A 17,011-nucleotide genomic window follows, 5' to 3' on the forward strand; every position below is an offset into this window, starting at 1 on the left:
CATAGCAGAGCGAAGCGATCAAGGCGTCAATTATGGGGATCGTTCAGGCCGCTGAGCCAGAGCGGGCCGAGCGGTTCCCGGGGCAGCGCGAAGCGCTCCGGGTAGCCGATGTCCACCAGATAGAGCCCATAGGGCGGCGCGGTGACGCCGCCCCGGGTGCGGTCGCGGGCGGCCAGCACCTCCGCGGCCCATTCCGGCGGCCGGTAGCCGGCGCCGATGGTCATCAGCACGCCGGCCATATTGCGCACCATGTGCATCAGAAAGGCGTTGGCTTCCACTTCCAGGACGATCATCGCCCCCAGCCGCCGGATTTCAAAACGGGTCAGGTCCTTGATCGGCGATTTCGCCTGGCAGTGCACGCTGCGGTAGGAGGTGAAGTCGTGGGTGCCGATCAGATGGCGGCTGGCGGCGACCATGGCGTCCACGTCCAGGGGCCGGTGGTTCCAGGTCACCTGCCGGCGGAACAGGGCCGGCGGCGTGGCGTGATTGTAGATCACGTAACGATAGCGACGGCGGAAGGCGCTGAAGCGCGCGTGGAAGTCGTCGTCGATGGGCACCGCCCAGCGGATCGCCGCGTCATCGGGCAGAAAGCGGTTGCCGCCCATCAGCCAGGCCTTCATGTCGCGGGGCGCGTCGGAGTCAAAATGGCAGACCTGCCCGGTGGCGTGCACGCCGGTGTCGGTGCGGCCGGCGCAGATCAGCGTCACCGGATGGTCGGCCACCCGCGACAGCGCCTTTTCCACTTCCTCCTGCACCGTGCGCACGCCCGGTTGCTGGGTCTGCCAGCCGTGGAAACCGCTGCCGTCGTACTCCACCGCCACCGCGATTCGCGCCATAAGGGATCCGCAACGCCTGCTCAAAGAAAAGGGGGCGATACCTTAAGGTATCGCCCCCTTTCGCACCAGCCTCCGGCTCAGCTTACCCGGGACAACAGCTCCCGGGCCTCGCCCTGCTGTTCCTCGCTGCCCTCGCTGAGCACCTCGTTGAGGATATCGCGGGCGCCTTCCGCGTCGCCCATGTCGATGTAGGCGCGGGCCAGGTCCAGCTTGGTGGCGTTTTCGTCGGTTTCGCCCAGAAAGTCGAAATCGTCGTCGTCGCCGAGCATGTCGTCGTCCTCGCCGGGGCCGCCGGCCATCGTGTCGTCCGGCACGGGCGTGGCGGGCTCCGGCGCGGCGGGTGCGTCGTCCAGCTCCAGGCTCAAGTCCTCCAGCTCATCGCTGGCCGGGGCGTCGTCCTCGTTGAACGTCAGAGTGGTGTCCCCGGCACGGTCCTCGGGAGCGTCGTCGTCGCTCAGGTCCAGGTCGTCCAGGGACAGATCCAGTTCGTCCACGTCCGTGCGTGGCCGGTCTTCGTCCAGGGTGAGGCCGCCCAGGGTGGTCTCGTCCCGGTCCGCCTCACCCAGATCCACGTCCAGGTCATCCAGCTCCAGATCGCCCAGATCGTCGTCGCTCACGGTCTCGCGGGCCTGGCCGTCGGCGCCGTCCAGCGCGGTCAGCTCCTCCTCGGTGAACGACAGGTCCTGGTCGTCCTCCAGGGAAAACTCGAAGCGTTCGTCCTCGCCGTCGAGAGACGTGGCTTCCGCGGTATAGGGCGACTCGCTCTCCACGTTGGTCGCCGGCGCCTCGCCGCCGGTGGAGGAGAAATCCAGATCCTCCAGGTCCAGCGTTTCCTCTTCCAGGGACGGGCCCCGGTCGGCGACGGCGGGGTCGCGGGCGGGCTCGTCATCGAGCTGGAAGTCGAAGTCCTCCAGCTCCAGGGTGTCCTCGTCGTCATCGGCGGGACGGGCGGCGTACGCCGGGTCCCCGTAGGACTGGCCGCCCAGGGTGCTTTCGTCGGAGTCGGACAGGTCCGAGGCCAGATCCAGTTCCAGATCGTCCAGGGACAGTTCCTCTTCCGGCTCGCCGTCCTCCTCCGGATCGTCGGCGATGGCGGCAAAGGCCTGGTCGTCACCGTCGAAGGCCTCGCCGGGGTCGCCGCCGAGGCGCTTGATGGCCGCGTCCACGGCCACGCTGGTGCCGGCGAACATGGCGGCCTGCTGCTTGAAGCCGCTGTCGTCATTCATTTCGCGCAGCAGTTCGAGCAGACGGATTTTCAGGTCCGCCCGTTCCGGCGCCTGGTTGATCTCGTGGCGCAGAAAATCCACCGCCTGCGGGTACTGGCCGTAGGCCACATAGACGTCGGCGCGTTCCATGGGGTCCATGGTGTCGTCGTCCAGGTCTTCCTGCAGCGCCGCCGTGCGATCCGCCTCCGGCTCGTCGCGCTCCGCCATCAGCGGGCTTTCATCGAAGCCGCCGTCATCGTCGTCGGACAGCGGAGCCCGATCGTCGTCGCCACCGTCACCGCCGTCCCGACGCCGGCGCACGGCCAGCAGCAACAGCAGCAGCAAAACCAGCAGCGCCACGCCGATGTAGAGCAGGTTGTTCATCACCGTGTCGATCAGGCTGTCGAGGAAGCCGCCCTGCTCGCCGGCGCCGGTATCGGCGCCCCGGTCCGCCGCCGGGGTGACATCGGATGCGTTGGGCTCACCGCTGGCGTCGGCCCCGCCCGCCTGGTTCGGGGTCGCGCGATTGGCGCCGGCCTGGTCGGCGACGGCCGGCCGCGCGTCGGTATTGGTGTCGGTGTCGGTATTGGTGTCGGTGCCGGAGGCGGCTTCCTCGCCGCCGCCGTTCGCCGGCGCGGTCGGGTCATCCGTGCCGGCGGTTTCGCCGTTCGGGCCCACCGCGCCGTCACCGATGCCACCGTCCGGTTCCACCGGCATCGGCGTGGCCGGCTGCTCCAGCAGTCGCGGATCAATGTCCGCGCCCTGCTCCTCGCCGAGCCGGCGCAGTTCTTCCTGCAGGGCCGCGATCTTCTCGTTGCGCAGCTCCAGCAGCCGCTGGCTGGTACTTACCTGGGCGTCCAGGTCGCCAATGCGGCTGCGCAATTCGTCGTTTTCCCGGCGCAGGCTGTCCAGGTTCTCGTCGCGGATCGCCAGTTCATTCTGCAAGGCGGCGGTGTTGGCCTGGCCGCCGCCCTGGCTGCCGGTGCCGTCGCCGTCCTGGACACCGTCGGTGCTGTCCGGGGTCACCAGGGTGACCCGGCCGTCACCGCCGGCACCGTCGCGCGGCGCGCTGGCGGTGTCCCGGCCGGTGGCGTCCACCGGCGCCGGTTCCGGGGTGCCGGCACGCTGCTGGCGCAGCCGCTGCCATTCCTGATTCTGGGTGGCCACCCGGGCCAGGGCGTCGCGGTTCGACAGGCGGCGCACCTGATCACCGTCGGGCAGACGCAGCACGGCGCCTTCGCGGACCAGGTTCACGTTGTCGTCGATAAAGGCGTCCGGATTGCTCTCCTGGATCGCCAGCATCATTTGCTGCACGGACACGTCGGTACCGGGGCGGGTGCGGTCGGCGATGCGCCAGAGGGTGTCGGAGGCCCGCACCCGGTAGGTGTCCGGGGTGGCGCTGGCGGCGGTGGAAGACGACGTGGGTGCCACCGGGGCCGGTTCGGGGCGACGGGCCGCCGCGGGTTGCGGCGGGCGTTCCCGGTCCGGCGATTGCTGAGCGGAACGGGAAGGTTGCGGCGCGGCCGGGGGCGGCGTGGTGCGCGCCCGGGAGGGCGCCGGTTGCGGACGCTCGGCGGCGCGCGGCGGCGCCTCGCTGCGGGCCGGGGTCACCGGGGTGCCGCGATCCGCGTAGCTGGGCGGATCCAGCAGCACGGTGTACTCGCGCATCAGCCGGCCGGTGGGCCAGAGAAATTCCACCAGGAAATCCAGATAGGGTTCGCGGACCGGCTGCTCCGAGGTGATGCGCAGCTGCCCGGTGTCGCCGTCCAGCGTGACCTGGAACTCCAGATCGTTGAGGAAATAGCTGCGTTCCACGCCGGCGGCGTCGAACTGCTCCTGGGACGCCAGCTCGACCAGGATCTGCTCCCGGGACAGATCGCCCAGGTCCTGCAGTTGCACGGTCATGTCCAGGGGCTCGTTGAGGTAGGAGTTCAGCTGATACTCCCCTACCCCCAGTGCAGCCGACATCCCCGGCGCCAGCGTCGCCAGAGTGATAAAGCCTATCCCAACTTTTCGGAGCATCAATCGAACCCTTTACTTATTATGCCGTCTGTAATCCCGTCCCCGCTCAGAGGCCCCACGCCCGGATTTTGCAGGATATTGGGCACACCACCTAGAAACTGTGTCACATAATCCCGCTAAGTATTCATTACAGATAGTCTTTTATCAACTTCTCCACCAGCAGCACCGCGTTGTACGCCGCGCCGGTCTTGATGTTGTCCGCCACCGTCCAGAAACTCAGCGCGCCCTGGCCGTCGATGTCCTCGCGCACCCGCGCCAGCCGCACCCCCAGGTCGCCGCGAATCTGCGTGACCGGCGAGGCGCTGCCGGCGTCCTCGCCGCCTTCGTCCATCTGCAGGCCCGGAGCCCGATCCCAGCAGGCCTCCGCCTGGGCCAGGCCCAGCGGCAGGGTGCCCTGCACGGTGACGGTCTGGGCGATGCCGTGGAACACCGGCACCTGCACGCAGCTCACGTCCACCGCCAGTTGCGGCTGCCCCAGCACGCGCCGCGTTTCCAGCATCAGTTTCAGTTCCTCGCTGGTGTAGCCGTTGTCCTGCAGACGGCCGGCCACCGGCAGCAGATTGAAGGCGTGCTGAGGGGCGCCGCCCTCCTCCGCGTCCAGACCGTTGAGCAGACGGGCGCTCTGACGGGCCAGCCGTTCCACGCCGTTGCGGCCGGCGGCGGAGGCGCCCTGCAACTGGGTCACCGAGACCCGCAGCAGATCGCCCAGCTCCAGCAGCGGCTTGAGCGCCAGCAGCAGCTGTACCGTGGCGGCGTCCGGCGCGGCCACGATGTTGCGCTCCCGGGCGGCTTCCAGCTGCTCCTCGTTGACGCCCGCCGCCACCAGCGGCACGTCCGGCTCGTAGCGGAACGCCGGCGACAGATCCAGCACCAGGGCGCCCGCTTCCGCGGCCTTCGGCGCCAGTTCCTGGGACACCCGGGCGCCGGCGGCGAACACCGCCAGTTGCACCCGGGAAAAGTCGAAGTCCGCGGCTTTCTCCACCTTCAGATTGCGCTTACCGAACCTCAGGCTTTTGCCCAGGCTGTTGTCGGAGGCCAGAACGAACAACTCGCCGACCGGAAGCTTCCGGTCGGCGAGCAGTTCGAGAAAGGCCTCGCCTACCAGGCCGGTGGCTCCCACCACGGCCAGATCGACGGTGCTTGTCATCAGTGCTCCAGCAAAATACGCAGCATCCGGCGCAGCGGCTCGGCGGCGCCCCAAAGAAGCTGGTCGCCCACGGTGAAGGCGTTCAGATATTCACCGCCCATATTGAGCTTGCGCAGACGGCCAACGGGTACCGTCAGGGTACCGGTGACGGCGGTCGGCGTCAGGTCACGCAGGGTGGCCTCTTTCTCGTTGGGCACCACTTTCACCCAGTCGTTGGCCTGACCGACCAGATCGTACACCTCGTCCAGGGGCACGTCCCGGGTCAGCTTCACGGTGAGCGCCTGGGCGTGGCAGCGCATGGCGCCGATGCGCACGCAGGTGCCGTCCAGCGGAATCGGCTGGTCGCCGCGACCGAGAATCTTGTTGGTTTCGGCCTGGGCTTTCCATTCTTCCTTGCTCTGGCCGTTGTCCATTTCCTTGTCGATCCAGGGCAGCAGGGAGCCGGCCAGCGGGAAACCGAAATGCTCGTGGGGCAGGCCCTTGCCGCGCATGGTGGTGGCCACCTGGCGGTCGATGTCGAGAATGGCGCTGGCCGGATTGGCCAGTTGCTCGGCCACGTCGCCGTGGATGGCGCCCATTTGCGCGATCAGTTCGCGCATGTTCTGGGCGCCGGCGCCGGAGGCCGCCTGGTAGGTCTGGGCGCTGGCCCACTCCACCAGACCGGCATTGAACAGGCCACCCAGGGCCATCAGCATCAGGCTCACGGTGCAGTTGCCGCCGATGAAATCCTTGACCCCCTGATCCAGGGCCTGGTCGATCACCTGACGGTTGACCGGGTCCAGCACGATCACGCTGTTGTCGGCCATGCGCAGCGCCGAGGCCGCGTCGATCCAGTGGCCGTCCCAGCCGGCTTCGCGCAGCTTGGGGTAGACCTCGTTGGTGTAATCGCCGCCCTGGCAGGTGACGATCACGTCCAGTTGCTTCAGTTCATCGATGCTCTTGGCGTCGCCGAGCACCGGAATGTCCTTGCCCACGTCCGGGCCCTGCTGGCCCACCTGGGAGGTGGAGAAAAACACCGGCTCGATGTCGTTGAAATCGTTTTCCGCGCGCATGCGGTCCATCAGTACGGAACCGACCATGCCGCGCCAGCCGACAAAACCGACTTTCTTCATTGAGTCTTTTCTCCCGAAGGGCCCGGCCCTTCATTGCGATGGATGAACGGGGTGGCGATCACTTCGCGGTCAGCCGTTGGCCAAGGCCTCGGCGACGGCGGCGCCCATTTCCCCGGTGCTCACTTTACGGCTGCCCTCGGTGTGAATATCCGCGGTTCGCAGTCCCTGATCCAGCACCTTTTCCACCGCCGCCTCGATGGCGTCGGCCACATCACCGCGCTGCAGGCTGTAGCGCATCAGCATGGCCAGCGACATGATCGTGGCCAGCGGGTTGGCGATGCCCTGCCCGGCGATGTCCGGCGCCGAGCCGTGGCAGGGTTCGTACAGGCCCTTGCGGTTTTCGTCCAGGGACGCGGAGGGCAGCATGCCGATGGAGCCGGTGAGCATGGCGGCTTCATCGGACAGAATGTCACCGAACAGGTTGCCGGTGACGATCACATCGAATTGCTTGGGCGCGCGCACCAGCTGCATGGCGGCGTTGTCCACGTACATGTGCGACAGCTCGATCTCCGGGTAGGCCTTGGCCTCCTCGGTGACCACTTCCTTCCACAGTTCGGTGACTTCCAGCACGTTGGCCTTGTCCACCGAGCACACGCGCTTGCCGCGCTGCATGGCCAGGTCGAAGGCGACCCGGGCGATGCGCTTCATTTCGGATTCGGTGTAGACGTAGGTGTTGAAGCCCACGCGCTCACCGTTCTCTTCCTTGATGCCACGCGGCTGGCCGAAGTAAATGCCGCCGGTCAGCTCACGCACGATCAGGATATCCAGACCGGACACCACTTCCGGCTTGAGGCTGGAGGCGCCGGCCAGCTGCGGGAACAGAATGGCCGGGCGCAGGTTGGCGAACAGGCCGAGGGACGAACGCAGCCGCAGCAGGCCGCGCTCCGGGCGCTTGTCGCGCTCCAGCTTGTCCCACTTGGGCCCGCCGATGCTGCCGAACAGGATGGCGTCGGCGGCGCGGGCCTTCTCCAGGGTGCCCTCGGGCAGCGGATCGCCCTCGGCGTCGCAGGCGGCGCCGCCCACCAGACCGTGGTCCAGTTCGATGTCCAGACCGAAGCGGGCCTGGGCGGCCTCCAGCACGCGCAGGGCTTCGTCGACAATTTCCGGGCCAATCCCGTCGCCGGGCAATACCAGAATACGGCTCATTCAAATTCCTTAAACTTTTGATTCACCCTGCTCAGAACAGGGTCTCGTCATAAACGTTGACCACACCACTGCCCGCCGGCACCAGTACTGCGCCGTAGGGCTTGTCGCCCTCGCCTTCGCCGACCCAGATCAGGTAGTCAGCGCCGGCTTGGAAGTCATGGCTCAGAGTACCGAAGCGCAAAGTGCCCTGGTGGTCGGCGAAAAATGCCACGTTGTGCTCGCCGGGCTCCAGAAGCACTCTTTGCTCGCCGCCGTTTTCCGCCAGGCGTTTGCCGTCCACCTTGAAAATCGCCACGGTGCTTTCGCCAGCGCCGCGCTCCCCATTGCCGCCCAACATGGTCTCTATGCTCAGCCGCGCCTTGGGAGCACCGTCGCCGGGCGGATCGTACAGGGTGGCGCCGGTACACCCGGTGACCACCAATGCCAGGGCCAGCAACAGGCCAGCGCTACGAACTCTCATTGCTGCCTCTGTACTCTATTGCTGTTGCGGCTCCTGGAAAACCCAGGGCTCGGCGGCCTGGCGGCGGCTTTCGTAGGCACGGATGGCGTCCGCCTGCTGCAGGGACAGACCGATCTCGTCGAGACCATTGAGCAGGCAGTGCTTGCGGAAGCCGTCGATGTCGAACGGCAGCGCCTCGCCGTCCGGGGTCAGCACCTGCTGATTTTCCAGATCGACGGTAAGCCGGAAGTCGTCGCTGGCCGCCTCGGCCTTGAAAAGGTTCTCAACGGTAGCGTCCGGCAACACGATCGGCAACAGGCCGTTCTTGAAGCAGTTGTTGTAGAAAATGTCGGCGTAGCTGGGCGCGATGATCGCCTTGAAGCCGAAATCCATCAGCGCCCAGGGAGCGTGCTCGCGGCTGGAACCGCAGCCGAAGTTACGGCGGGTCAGCAGCACGCTGGCGCCCTGGTACTGCGGCTTATTCAGCACGAAGTCCGGGTTTTTCGGGCGTACGTCGTTGTCCTGACCCGGCTGGCCCTCGTCCAGATAACGCCACTCGTCGAACAGATTGGGGCCGAAGCCGGTGCGTTTGATCGACTTGAGAAACTGCTTGGGAATGATCTGGTCCGTGTCCACGTTGGCGCGATCCAGGGGCGCCACCAGGCCGGTATGTTTAACGAATTTTTCCATGACCACCGCTCCTTAGGCGTCCAAATCACGAATGTCGACGAAGTGGCCGGCCACCGCGGCGGCGGCGGCCATGGCCGGGCTCACCAGATGGGTGCGGCCGCCGTTACCCTGGCGTCCCTCGAAGTTGCGGTTGGAGGTGGACGCGCAGTGCTCGCCGGGCTGCAACCGGTCCGGGTTCATGGCCAGACACATGGAGCAGCCGGGCTGACGCCATTCGAAACCGGCCTCCAGGAAGATTTTGTCCAGCCCTTCCTGTTCGGCCTGCTGTTTGACCACGCCGGAACCGGGCACCACCAGCACCTGCTTCACCGAGTCCGCCTTCTTGCGGCCCTTGACCACCTCGGCGGCGGCGCGCAGGTCCTCGATGCGGGAGTTGGTGCAGGAACCGATGAACACCCGGTCCACGCGGATGTCGCTGACCTTGATGCCCGGCTCCAGGCCCATGTACTCATAGGCGCGCTGCATGCCGGAGCGCTTCACTTCGTCCTGCTCGGCGGCGGGATCCGGCAACAGCGCGTCCACCGCCACCACCATCTCCGGGCTGGTGCCCCAGGACACCTGCGGCCGGATGTCGGCGGCGTCGATCTTCACTTCGGTGTCGAATTCCGCGTCGTCGTCGGACACCAGGGTGCGCCAGTAGGCTTCCGCCTTGTCCCAGTCCGCGCCCTTGGGCGCCGCCGGGCGGCCGCGCACGTAATCGATGGTGGTGTCGTCCACCGCCACCATGCCGGCCCGGGCACCGGCCTCGATGGACATATTGCAGACCGTCATGCGGCCTTCCAGGCTCAGTGACCGGATGGCGCTGCCGGCGAACTCGATGGCATGGCCGGTGCCGCCGGCGGTGCCGATCACGCCGATGATGTGCAGCACCACGTCCTTGGCGGTGACGCCGGGGCCCAGCTCACCGTCCACCTGCACGCGCATGTTCTTCATCTTGCTGGCCACCAGGGTCTGGGTGGCCAGCACATGCTCCACCTCACTGGTGCCGATGCCGTGGGCCAGACAGGCCAGCGCGCCGTTGGTGGAGGTGTGGGAATCGCCGCACACCACCGTCATGCCGGGCAGCACCGCGCCCTGCTCCGGCGCCATCACGTGCACGATGCCCTGGCGTACGTCGCCGATGCCGTACTCGGTGATGCCGAATTCGCGGGTATTGTCCTGCAGAGTGGTCACCTGGATGCGCGAGGTCTCGTCCTCGATGTCGGCGGCGCTGTCGAACGGCGTGGTCGGCACGTTGTGGTCGATGGTGGCCACCGAGGCGCCGGCGCGCCAGGGTTTGCGACCGGCCAGACGCAGGCCCTCGAACGCCTGCGGCGAGGTCACCTCATGGATGATCTGCCGGTCGATGTAGATCAACGCCGAGCCGTCCTCGCGTTCGGCGACCAGGTGGGCATCCCACAATTTGTCGTAAAGCGTCTTGCCAGCCATAGGTCTTGGTCCAGGTATAAAAGGAAAACGTCAGGGTAGGCACACCATACGCAGGGGCTTTCGATAATTCCAATTCATAATTTTTATGTTTAGGATTCCATACGGTTATCTGAAACACCGCGCCCAGCGGCGTGTGCCGGCGACGGAGGCCGGCTTTCATGGACACACATTCCCTGACGGTTTTCATGGCCGTGGCGGAAAGCGGCTCATTTTCCGCCGCCGCCGAGCGGCTGTTCCTCACCCAGCCGGCGGTGAGCAAACGCATCGCCCAGCTGGAGCAGCAGTTGGGCACCCGGCTGTTCGACCGGGTGGGCCGCCGCATCCGCCTCACCGAGGCCGGCGAGGCGCTGCTGCCCCGCGCCCGCCAGGTGCTGCTGGACCTGGAAGACATGGGCCGGGCAATCAGCAACCTCACTGGCCGGGTGGCCGGCACCCTGCGCATCGGCACCAGCCACCATATCGGCCTGCACCGCCTGCCGCCGGTGCTGCGGCGCTTCTCCCGGGAGTACCCGGACGTGCGCCTGGACATCCAGTTCATCGATTCGGAGGAAGCCTGGGAAGGGGTGCTCCACGGCGACCTGGAGCTGGGGGTGGTGACCCTGCCGCCGCGCCCGGACGGCCGCCTGCGCACGCAAACCATCTGGAACGACCCGCTGGTGTTCATGTGCGCGCCGGAACACCCGCTTACCCGCCACCCGGCGCTGACCCTGGACGCCCTGACCCGCTACAGCGCCATTCTGCCCTCCCCGGCCACCTTCACCCGGGGCATCGTCGAGCAGTTGTTCCACGAGCAACAGGCGGCGCTGCACATTTCCATGTCCACCAACTACCTGGAGACCATCCATATGATGGTCTCCATCGGCCTGGGCTGGAGCGTGCTGCCCGCCACCATGCTGGACGAAGGCGTGGTGGCGCTGAACGTGGACACCCCGCTGCCGGTGCGCAAGCTAGGGGTGGTCACCCACCCGGGCCGCAGCCGCTCCAACGCGGCGCGGGCGTTTCTGGAGATTTTGCAGGGCGATGACGCAGGGGCGTTACCCCCGCCGTCCTAGGCGGGCGGTTCCCCGGCCTCCCCCGCCACCGGCAGCCGCAGGGCCAGCACCGAGGCGATCAGCGTCAGCGCGCCGGCGACCAGGAAGCAGTAGACGCCCAGATAAGGCCAGGCCAGGCCGCTGAGGCCCGAGCCCAGGCCCCAGCCGGCGCCGTAGCCGAGGCTGGAGTACAGCGCCTGGCCCTGGCCGGCGAAGGCGCGGCCAGAGGCGCGCTGCACCCAGGCGATGCCGCCGGCGTGGAAGCAGGCGTAGCTGGCGGCGTGCAGCAGCTGGGCGGCGCCCAGCCAGGGCAGGCTGTCGCCGCACAGGGCCACCACCAGCCAGCGCACCGTGGCCAGCATCAGGCAGGTGAGCAGGATGCGGTTGAGGGCGAAACGGGTCATCAGCCGGTGCATCAGCAGAAAGGCCGCCACCTCGGAGGCCACCGCCACCGACCACAGGGTGCCCACGGTCATCTTGCGAAAGCCCATCTCCTCCAGGTGGATGCTGTAGAAGGTGTAATAGGGCCCGTGGGAGGCCTGCATCAGAAAAGCCACCAGCATGAAGATCTGGATGTCCCGGCGCTTGAGCAGTTTGACCAGGCCGCCGTCGGCGTTGCGCCGGGCCTCGCCCTTCTCCGCCGGCAGCGCCAGGGTGGCCAGCCACAGCAGCCACAGCAGGGCCGACATGACCCAGGGCAGCAGGGTCATGGGCAGATGGTCCAGGGCGGTGCCGACCAGGAACACGCAGGTGATGAAGCCCAGGGAACCCCACACGCGCACCTGACTGTAGCGATGGGCCTGATCGCCCAGGGTGTGCAGGGTGACCACCTCGAACTGGGCCAGCACCGCGTTCCAGAAGAAGCTGAACACCGCCAGCAGGATCGCCATGGACCACACCTGGTCGGCCCAGAACACCGGCAGGAAGGCCACCGCCGCGGCCAGGTTGCCGAGGCGGATGACGCGCATGCGCGCGCCGCTGCGGTCGGCCAGCCAGCCCCACACATTGGGGGCGATCACCTTGGTCAGATGCGGCACCGCCATCAGCAGGCCGATGGTGGTGGCGGAGAAGCCCAGGTCCTTGAGGTACAGGGACCAGTAGGGCACCAGGGTGCCCAACAGGCCGAAATACAGAGAATAAAAGGCGGACAGGCGCCAGTAATACGGCATGGCGATCTCGTCAGGCCTGGCCGGGAATGGGGGCCAGGGGGGGCGTCACATCTCCGTTCTGCGCGCGGTGGCGCAGGTAGTGGTCCATCAGTACCAGGGCCAGCATGGCCTCGGCGATGGGCGTGGCGCGCACGCCCACGCAGGGGTCGTGACGGCCCTTGGTGACCACCTCGGTGGGCTCGCCGTCCAAGGTGATGGAGCGCCCGGGGATGGTGATGCTGGAGGTGGGCTTGAGCGCCAGGCTGGCGCGCAGGGTCTGGCCGCTGGTGATGCCGCCCAGCACACCGCCGGCGTGATTGCTGAGGAAGCCCTGGGGGGTGATCTCGTCACGGTGCTGTTCACCGCGCTGGTTGACCACCTCGAAGCCGTCGCCGATCTCCACGCCCTTGACCGCGTTGATCGACATCAGCGCCTTGGCCAGATCCGCGTCGAGCCGGTCGAACACCGGTTCGCCCCAGCCCGGCGGCAGGTTGTCGGCGTACACGGTGACGCGGGCGCCGATGGACGAGCCGTCCTTGCGCAGGTCGTTGATCAATTGCTCCAGGGCCGGAATCTTGTCCACGTCCGGGAAGAAGAACGGGTTGCCGTTGACCGCGTCCCAGTCGAACTTCTCGGCGCGGATCGGACCGATCTGCTCCACCCCGCCGTACAGGCGCACGCCCAGGCGCTCACTCAGAAACTTGCGGGCGATGGCGCCGGCGGCCACGCGCATGGCGGTTTCCCGGGCCGAGGAGCGGCCGCCGCCCCGGTAGTCGCGGAAGCCGTACTTCTGGGTGTAGGTGTAGTCCGCGTGGCCGGGCCGGAAGGTGGCGGCGATGTTGCCGTAGTCCTTGGACTTCTGATCGGTGTTCTCGATCAGCAGGCCGATGGACGTGCCGGTGGTCTTGCCTTCGAACACGCCGGAGAGAATGCGGACCTGGTCCGGCTCCTTGCGCTGGGTGGTATAACGGCTGGTGCCGGGCTTGCGGCGGTCCAGCTCGTGCTGCAGATCCGCCTCGCTGAGCGCCAGCCCCGGCGGGCAGCCATCGACGATGGCGCCCAGGGCGGCGCCGTGACTTTCACCGAAGGTGGTGACGCGGAAGCGCTCACCAAAACTGTTTCCGGACATAGGGTTCCTCGTCGGGCGGTCAGCCCGTGAAATGCGCTCGCTTGAAACTCTCGTGATGCTCGATCAACTGGCGCCGATCCAGCATGAACACCCCGTGGCCGCCACGCTCGAATTCGAACCACAGGAACGGCACCTCCGGCCAGGCGGCCATTACGTGCCGGTCGCTGTTGCCGACCTCGACGATCAGCACGCCGTCCTCACTGAGCCGCTCCGGCGCCTCGATCAGCAGCCGCCGGGTGAAGTCCAGCCCGTCCGCCCCGGAGGCCAGGGCCAGTTCCGGTTCGTGGCGGTACTCGGCGGGCATGGCCGCCAGATCCTCGGCGTCCACGTAAGGCGGGTTGGAGACGATCAGGTCGTAGGGGCCGGTCAGGCCGTCCAGGCCGTCGGCCCGCACCGGGAACACGCGGTCCTCCAGGCCGTGCCGCTCCACGTTGGCGCGACACACCGCCAGGGCGTCCTCGGAAATATCACTGGCGTCCACCTCGGCGTGCTCCAGGGCGTGGGCACAGGCGATGGCGATGCAGCCGCTGCCGGTGCACAGGTCCAGCACCCGGCCGACCCGGTCCGGGTCCAGCCACGGCTGGAAACGCGCCTCGATCAGCTCGGCGATCGGCGAGCGCGGAATCAAAACCCGCTCATCGACCCGGAACGGCAGGCCGCAGAACCAAGCCTCGCCGGTCAGGTACGGCACCGGCACCCGTTCGTTCACCCGCCGTTTCATCAGCGCCACGAACGCCGAGACCTCGTCGGGCAGCAGGCGGGCGTCCAGCAGGCGCGGATCGCTGTCCGCCGGCAGTGCCAATATATGCAGCAGCAGCGCCAGACATTCGTCGCCGTGGTCGTCGGTGCCGTGGCCCAGGAAGGCGTCGCTGCGGCGCAGCGCCGACTCGCCCCAGCGCAGACAGTCGCGCGGGGTTCGCAAGGTGGCCTGAGCCTGCTCCTGTTCGCGGGGTTCGATCACGGGTACGCCTCCAGAATGGGCGTCGAAGCGTAGCACAAAATCGGCCCGTTGACCGTCACCGGAATGACACCTTGGCGGCCCATGGTGAGGGCTAATGAAGTCATTACTTAAATAAGGATGACTTTATTGACAGACGTGATACATTGCCCCTTCACATGCGGGAGGATCGGTATGCGCAGTTGGCTTTTCAAGACCGAGCCCAAGGACTTCAGTCTGCAGGACTTGCAGAACGCACCCGACCAGACCACCGGTTGGGACGGGGTACGAAACTACCAGGCACGCAACCGCATCCGCGACGAGGTGCAGGAAGGCGACCGGGTACTGATCTACCACTCCCGGGGCAAGAACCCTTCCATTGTCGGGGAAGCCCGCGTGGTCTCCGCGCCCTACCCGGACCCCACCCAGTTTCAGCCTCAGCACCCCGGTTTCGATCCGCGCAGCAGCGAGGACATGCCGCGCTGGTTCCAGGTGGACGTGCGCTACGTCAGCACCTACTCCGAGCCGTTGCCGCTGGCGCGCATGCGTCAATACCCTGAATTCGCCGATCTGGAGCTGGTGATCCGCCCGCGCCTGTCGATCCAGCACATCACCGACCGGCAATATCAGCAGATTCTGTCGCTGTGCGAGCCCGAGCTGTCGGTGCCCGGCGGCCTGGCACCCGCCCTCTACGGATAGCCCTCCCCCGCACGCCACCACGGCTTGGCATAGTCGTTGCAGCGCTTCCCCTCGACAACAATGATCGAGGGGGTCTCATGGAACGACGCGCCATTCTTCCCGCTTTTTCCACCTCTTTACTCGCCATGGTTCTGCTGCTGCCCGCCCCCGCGCTGGCGGCGACGCCGCGCTACGACGGCGCCGACGTGGTGTGGGTGGCGATCGCCGCCGCCCTGGTGTTCCTGATGCAGGCCGGCTTCGCGCTGCTGGAAAGCGGCCTGAGCCGGGCCAAGAACGCCGTCAACGTTCTCATGAAGAATTACATGGACCTGTGCGTGGGCACCCTGGCGTTCTGGGCGCTGGGGTTCGGCCTGATGTTCGGGGCCAACCCCTCCGGCTGGCTGGGCCAGAGCCTGTTCGCCCCCAGCCAGGGCGACAGCGACCTGTGGACGCAGATGCTGTTTCAGCTGATGTTCGCCGCCACCGCCGCCACCATCGCTTCCGGGGCGATGGCGGAGCGCACCCGCTATGTGGGGTATCTGTGCGGCGCGGTGGCGATCACCGGGCTGATCTACCCGCTGTTCGGCAACTGGGCCTGGAACGGCAACGGCTGGCTGGCGCGGCTGGGGTTCGTGGACTTCGCCGGCTCCACGGTGGTCCACAGCGTGGGCGGCTGGTGCGCCCTGGCCGGCATTCTGGTGGTGGGCCCGCGGCTGGGCCGGTTCGACCGCCAGGGCGCGCCCCGGGAGATCCGGGGCCATAATCTGTCGTTCGTGGCCCTGGGCGGCTTTCTGCTGTGGTTCGGCTGGTTCGGGTTCAACGGCGGCTCCACCGTGGCGGCCAGTGTCGACATCGCGCTGATCAACCTCAACACCCAGCTGGCGGCCAGCGCCGGTGCCCTGGGCTCGGCGCTGTACCGGCTGGCGGGGCGGCGCCCGGTGCTGCTCACGGAAACCGTCAACGGCAGTCTGGCGGGGCTGGTCGGCATCACCGCCGGCTGCGCCACCATGAGCCCGGGGTTCGCGGTGCTCACCGGGCTGGTGGCCGGCCTGCTGGTGGGCCCCGGTGGGCGCCTGCTGCTGGCGTTGAAACTGGACGACGTGGTCTCGGCGGTGCCGGTGCACGCCTTCGCCGGCGCCTGGGGCACCCTGGCGGCGGGGCTGTTCTACAGTGGCGATCTGTTCGATCCGGAGCGCATTACCGTGCAGCTGCTGGGCATCGTGGTGGCGTTCGCCTGGGCGTTCTTCGCCGCCCTGATTCTGTACATGCTGCTGGCCCTGAGCGCCGGCCTGCGCGCCCCGGCCCTGCACGAGCAGCGTGGCCTGGACGTCAGCGAGCACGCCGAACTGGGCTACCCGGAGTTCTCCCAGCCGCACCTGTACGACGCGGAGGTGGCCGGCGGGCTGGAGTCCCGGCGATGACCCCGGAAGAGCGCCGTCGCCGGGCGCTGGCCACCGGCCTGGCGCCCTGGCTGGAGGCGGATCAGGTGGTCGAGGCGGTGGCCCTGTGGCAGCGCGACTTCGCCGACCGCCCGCGCTTCTCCCTGCAGGGCTATGTGAGCGAATTGAGCCGGCGCTTCGATCTGGCCCACCGCCGCCACGACCTGCATCTGAGCCTGGTGCAGGCCATGTCCCTGCCCGACCGGCAACTGGTCGCCGACCCCCTGGCCGGCAATGGCGAGGGCGCGGGCACGGACCCTCATCCCGCCACCCGCGCTTTCCAGGCCCTGATGCGGACCCTCTGGGCCGGGCTCGGCGAGACCGAAGCGAGCACCCTGCGCCTCGACCAGTCCACCGATCTCCGCCGCGGCGGGCTCGCCAGCGCGCCGCGCGGGGCGGTGGATCACTGGCTCAATCATCCGCGCGCGGATCTGGCGCCGCTGGATCGCGACACCCTGCGCACACTGCTCAACCGGAGCTACGTATTGCTGTGCGAACGCTACGGTCCGGTGCGCGCCGACCGGCTGCTCAAGGAGGCCGCCGACCGGGTGCGACGGGAGCATCCGGCCCTGGGCCCGGCGCTGAACGGGCTGTTATGAGCGCCGCCGGGTTGCCAGTGGTTCC

General features: G+C 67.6%; 15 protein-coding genes. 4 read left to right on the top strand and 11 right to left on the bottom strand.

What is annotated here, in order from left to right; all coding sequences use genetic code 11:
* Window positions 1-26: 26 nt before the first annotated feature.
* The 8 genes from truA to leuC form a co-directional block, all read right to left on the bottom strand.
* On the bottom strand, window positions 27-836 hold the full coding sequence (gene truA, locus IM760_RS06970; protein WP_204427890.1) for a tRNA pseudouridine(38-40) synthase TruA: 810 nt from the start codon (window positions 834-836) through the stop codon (window positions 27-29).
* Window positions 837-913: 77 nt separating this feature from the next.
* A complete protein-coding gene (locus IM760_RS06975) occupies window positions 914-4,009 on the bottom strand; it encodes a FimV/HubP family polar landmark protein (RefSeq protein WP_204427891.1) in 3,096 nt (1,031 codons plus the stop codon).
* A 181-nt stretch (window positions 4,010-4,190) separates the two neighbouring features.
* Complete coding sequence (locus tag IM760_RS06980; protein WP_204427893.1) at window positions 4,191-5,210, bottom strand: aspartate-semialdehyde dehydrogenase; 1,020 nt, start codon at window positions 5,208-5,210, stop codon at window positions 4,191-4,193.
* On the bottom strand, window positions 5,210-6,322 hold the full coding sequence (asd, locus tag IM760_RS06985; protein WP_204427894.1) for an aspartate-semialdehyde dehydrogenase: 1,113 nt from the start codon (window positions 6,320-6,322) through the stop codon (window positions 5,210-5,212). Before asd ends, IM760_RS06980 begins: the two co-directional genes overlap by 1 nt.
* 69 nt (window positions 6,323-6,391) lie before the next feature.
* Complete coding sequence (leuB, locus tag IM760_RS06990; protein ID WP_204427895.1) at window positions 6,392-7,468, bottom strand: 3-isopropylmalate dehydrogenase; 1,077 nt, start codon at window positions 7,466-7,468, stop codon at window positions 6,392-6,394.
* Between the two features lie 31 nt (window positions 7,469-7,499).
* Window positions 7,500-7,928 carry a hypothetical protein gene (locus tag IM760_RS06995; RefSeq protein ID WP_204427896.1) on the bottom strand — a complete coding sequence of 143 codons (429 nt, stop codon included), beginning with the start codon at window positions 7,926-7,928 and terminating at the stop codon, window positions 7,500-7,502.
* A gap of 15 nt (window positions 7,929-7,943) precedes the next feature.
* Window positions 7,944-8,597 (bottom strand): 3-isopropylmalate dehydratase small subunit, encoded by a 654-nt coding sequence (gene leuD / locus IM760_RS07000; protein ID WP_204427898.1) that lies wholly within the window; start codon window positions 8,595-8,597, stop codon window positions 7,944-7,946.
* A gap of 12 nt (window positions 8,598-8,609) precedes the next feature.
* Entirely contained in the window at window positions 8,610-10,025 is a 1,416-nt protein-coding gene (gene leuC, locus IM760_RS07005; RefSeq protein ID WP_204427900.1) for a 3-isopropylmalate dehydratase large subunit, read from the bottom strand.
* Between the two features lie 158 nt (window positions 10,026-10,183).
* On the opposite strand from leuC, the gene IM760_RS07010 reads away from it, so the two are divergent.
* Window positions 10,184-11,077, top strand: a complete 894-nt coding sequence (locus IM760_RS07010; RefSeq protein WP_204427901.1) for a LysR family transcriptional regulator — start codon at window positions 10,184-10,186, stop codon at window positions 11,075-11,077.
* Here IM760_RS07010 and IM760_RS07015 read toward each other — a convergent pair.
* Genes IM760_RS07015 through prmB form a run of 3 tightly spaced genes read right to left on the bottom strand, consistent with a single transcriptional unit; the run spans window position 11,074 to window position 14,294 of the window.
* Window positions 11,074-12,225, bottom strand: coding sequence for an MFS transporter (locus IM760_RS07015; protein ID WP_204427902.1), 1,152 nt, complete (start codon window positions 12,223-12,225; stop codon window positions 11,074-11,076). The genes IM760_RS07010 and IM760_RS07015 overlap by 4 nt on opposite strands.
* 10 nt (window positions 12,226-12,235) lie before the next feature.
* Entirely contained in the window at window positions 12,236-13,333 is a 1,098-nt protein-coding gene (gene aroC / locus IM760_RS07020; protein ID WP_204427903.1) for a chorismate synthase, read from the bottom strand.
* Between the two features lie 19 nt (window positions 13,334-13,352).
* Entirely contained in the window at window positions 13,353-14,294 is a 942-nt protein-coding gene (gene prmB / locus IM760_RS07025; RefSeq protein ID WP_204427904.1) for a 50S ribosomal protein L3 N(5)-glutamine methyltransferase, read from the bottom strand.
* 171 nt (window positions 14,295-14,465) lie between these two features.
* Between prmB and IM760_RS07030 the strand changes: the two genes are divergently transcribed.
* The 3 genes from IM760_RS07030 (at window position 14,466) to IM760_RS07040 (ending at window position 16,986) form a co-directional block, all read left to right on the top strand.
* A complete protein-coding gene (locus IM760_RS07030; RefSeq protein WP_204427905.1) occupies window positions 14,466-14,969 on the top strand; it encodes an EVE domain-containing protein in 504 nt (167 codons plus the stop codon).
* Window positions 14,970-15,046: 77 nt separating this feature from the next.
* Window positions 15,047-16,369 (top strand): ammonium transporter, encoded by a 1,323-nt coding sequence (locus IM760_RS07035; RefSeq protein WP_239549671.1) that lies wholly within the window; start codon window positions 15,047-15,049, stop codon window positions 16,367-16,369.
* On the top strand, window positions 16,366-16,986 hold the full coding sequence (locus IM760_RS07040) for a hypothetical protein (RefSeq protein WP_204427906.1): 621 nt from the start codon (window positions 16,366-16,368) through the stop codon (window positions 16,984-16,986). The genes IM760_RS07035 and IM760_RS07040 overlap by 4 nt, the downstream gene beginning before the upstream one ends.
* Window positions 16,987-17,011 lie beyond the last annotated feature (25 nt).

Source organism: Alloalcanivorax marinus (genome assembly GCF_016906305.1).
Classification (GTDB): Bacteria; Pseudomonadota; Gammaproteobacteria; order Pseudomonadales; family Alcanivoracaceae; genus Alloalcanivorax; species Alloalcanivorax marinus.

Excerpts from the sequence above, each read along its gene's own strand:
- asd (WP_204427894.1), bottom strand. The coding sequence starts at position 6,322 with ATGAAGAAAGTCGGTTTTGTCGGCTGGCGCGGCATGGTCGGTTCCGTA.
- IM760_RS06975 (WP_204427891.1), bottom strand. The coding sequence starts at position 4,009 with ATGTCGGCTGCACTGGGGGTAGGGGAGTATCAGCTGAACTCCTACCTC.
- IM760_RS06980 (WP_204427893.1), bottom strand. The coding sequence starts at position 5,210 with ATGACAAGCACCGTCGATCTGGCCGTGGTGGGAGCCACCGGCCTGGTA.
- aroC (WP_204427903.1), bottom strand. The coding sequence starts at position 13,333 with ATGTCCGGAAACAGTTTTGGTGAGCGCTTCCGCGTCACCACCTTCGGT.
- truA (WP_204427890.1), bottom strand. The coding sequence starts at position 836 with ATGGCGCGAATCGCGGTGGCGGTGGAGTACGACGGCAGCGGTTTCCAC.
- IM760_RS07010 (WP_204427901.1), top strand. The coding sequence starts at position 10,184 with ATGGACACACATTCCCTGACGGTTTTCATGGCCGTGGCGGAAAGCGGC.
- leuD (WP_204427898.1), bottom strand. The coding sequence starts at position 8,597 with ATGGAAAAATTCGTTAAACATACCGGCCTGGTGGCGCCCCTGGATCGC.
- IM760_RS07035 (WP_239549671.1), top strand. The coding sequence starts at position 15,047 with ATGGAACGACGCGCCATTCTTCCCGCTTTTTCCACCTCTTTACTCGCC.
- leuB (WP_204427895.1), bottom strand. The coding sequence starts at position 7,468 with ATGAGCCGTATTCTGGTATTGCCCGGCGACGGGATTGGCCCGGAAATT.
- IM760_RS07015 (WP_204427902.1), bottom strand. The coding sequence starts at position 12,225 with ATGCCGTATTACTGGCGCCTGTCCGCCTTTTATTCTCTGTATTTCGGC.
- IM760_RS07030 (WP_204427905.1), top strand. The coding sequence starts at position 14,466 with ATGCGCAGTTGGCTTTTCAAGACCGAGCCCAAGGACTTCAGTCTGCAG.
- leuC (WP_204427900.1), bottom strand. The coding sequence starts at position 10,025 with ATGGCTGGCAAGACGCTTTACGACAAATTGTGGGATGCCCACCTGGTC.
- IM760_RS06995 (WP_204427896.1), bottom strand. The coding sequence starts at position 7,928 with ATGAGAGTTCGTAGCGCTGGCCTGTTGCTGGCCCTGGCATTGGTGGTC.
- IM760_RS07040 (WP_204427906.1), top strand. The coding sequence starts at position 16,366 with ATGACCCCGGAAGAGCGCCGTCGCCGGGCGCTGGCCACCGGCCTGGCG.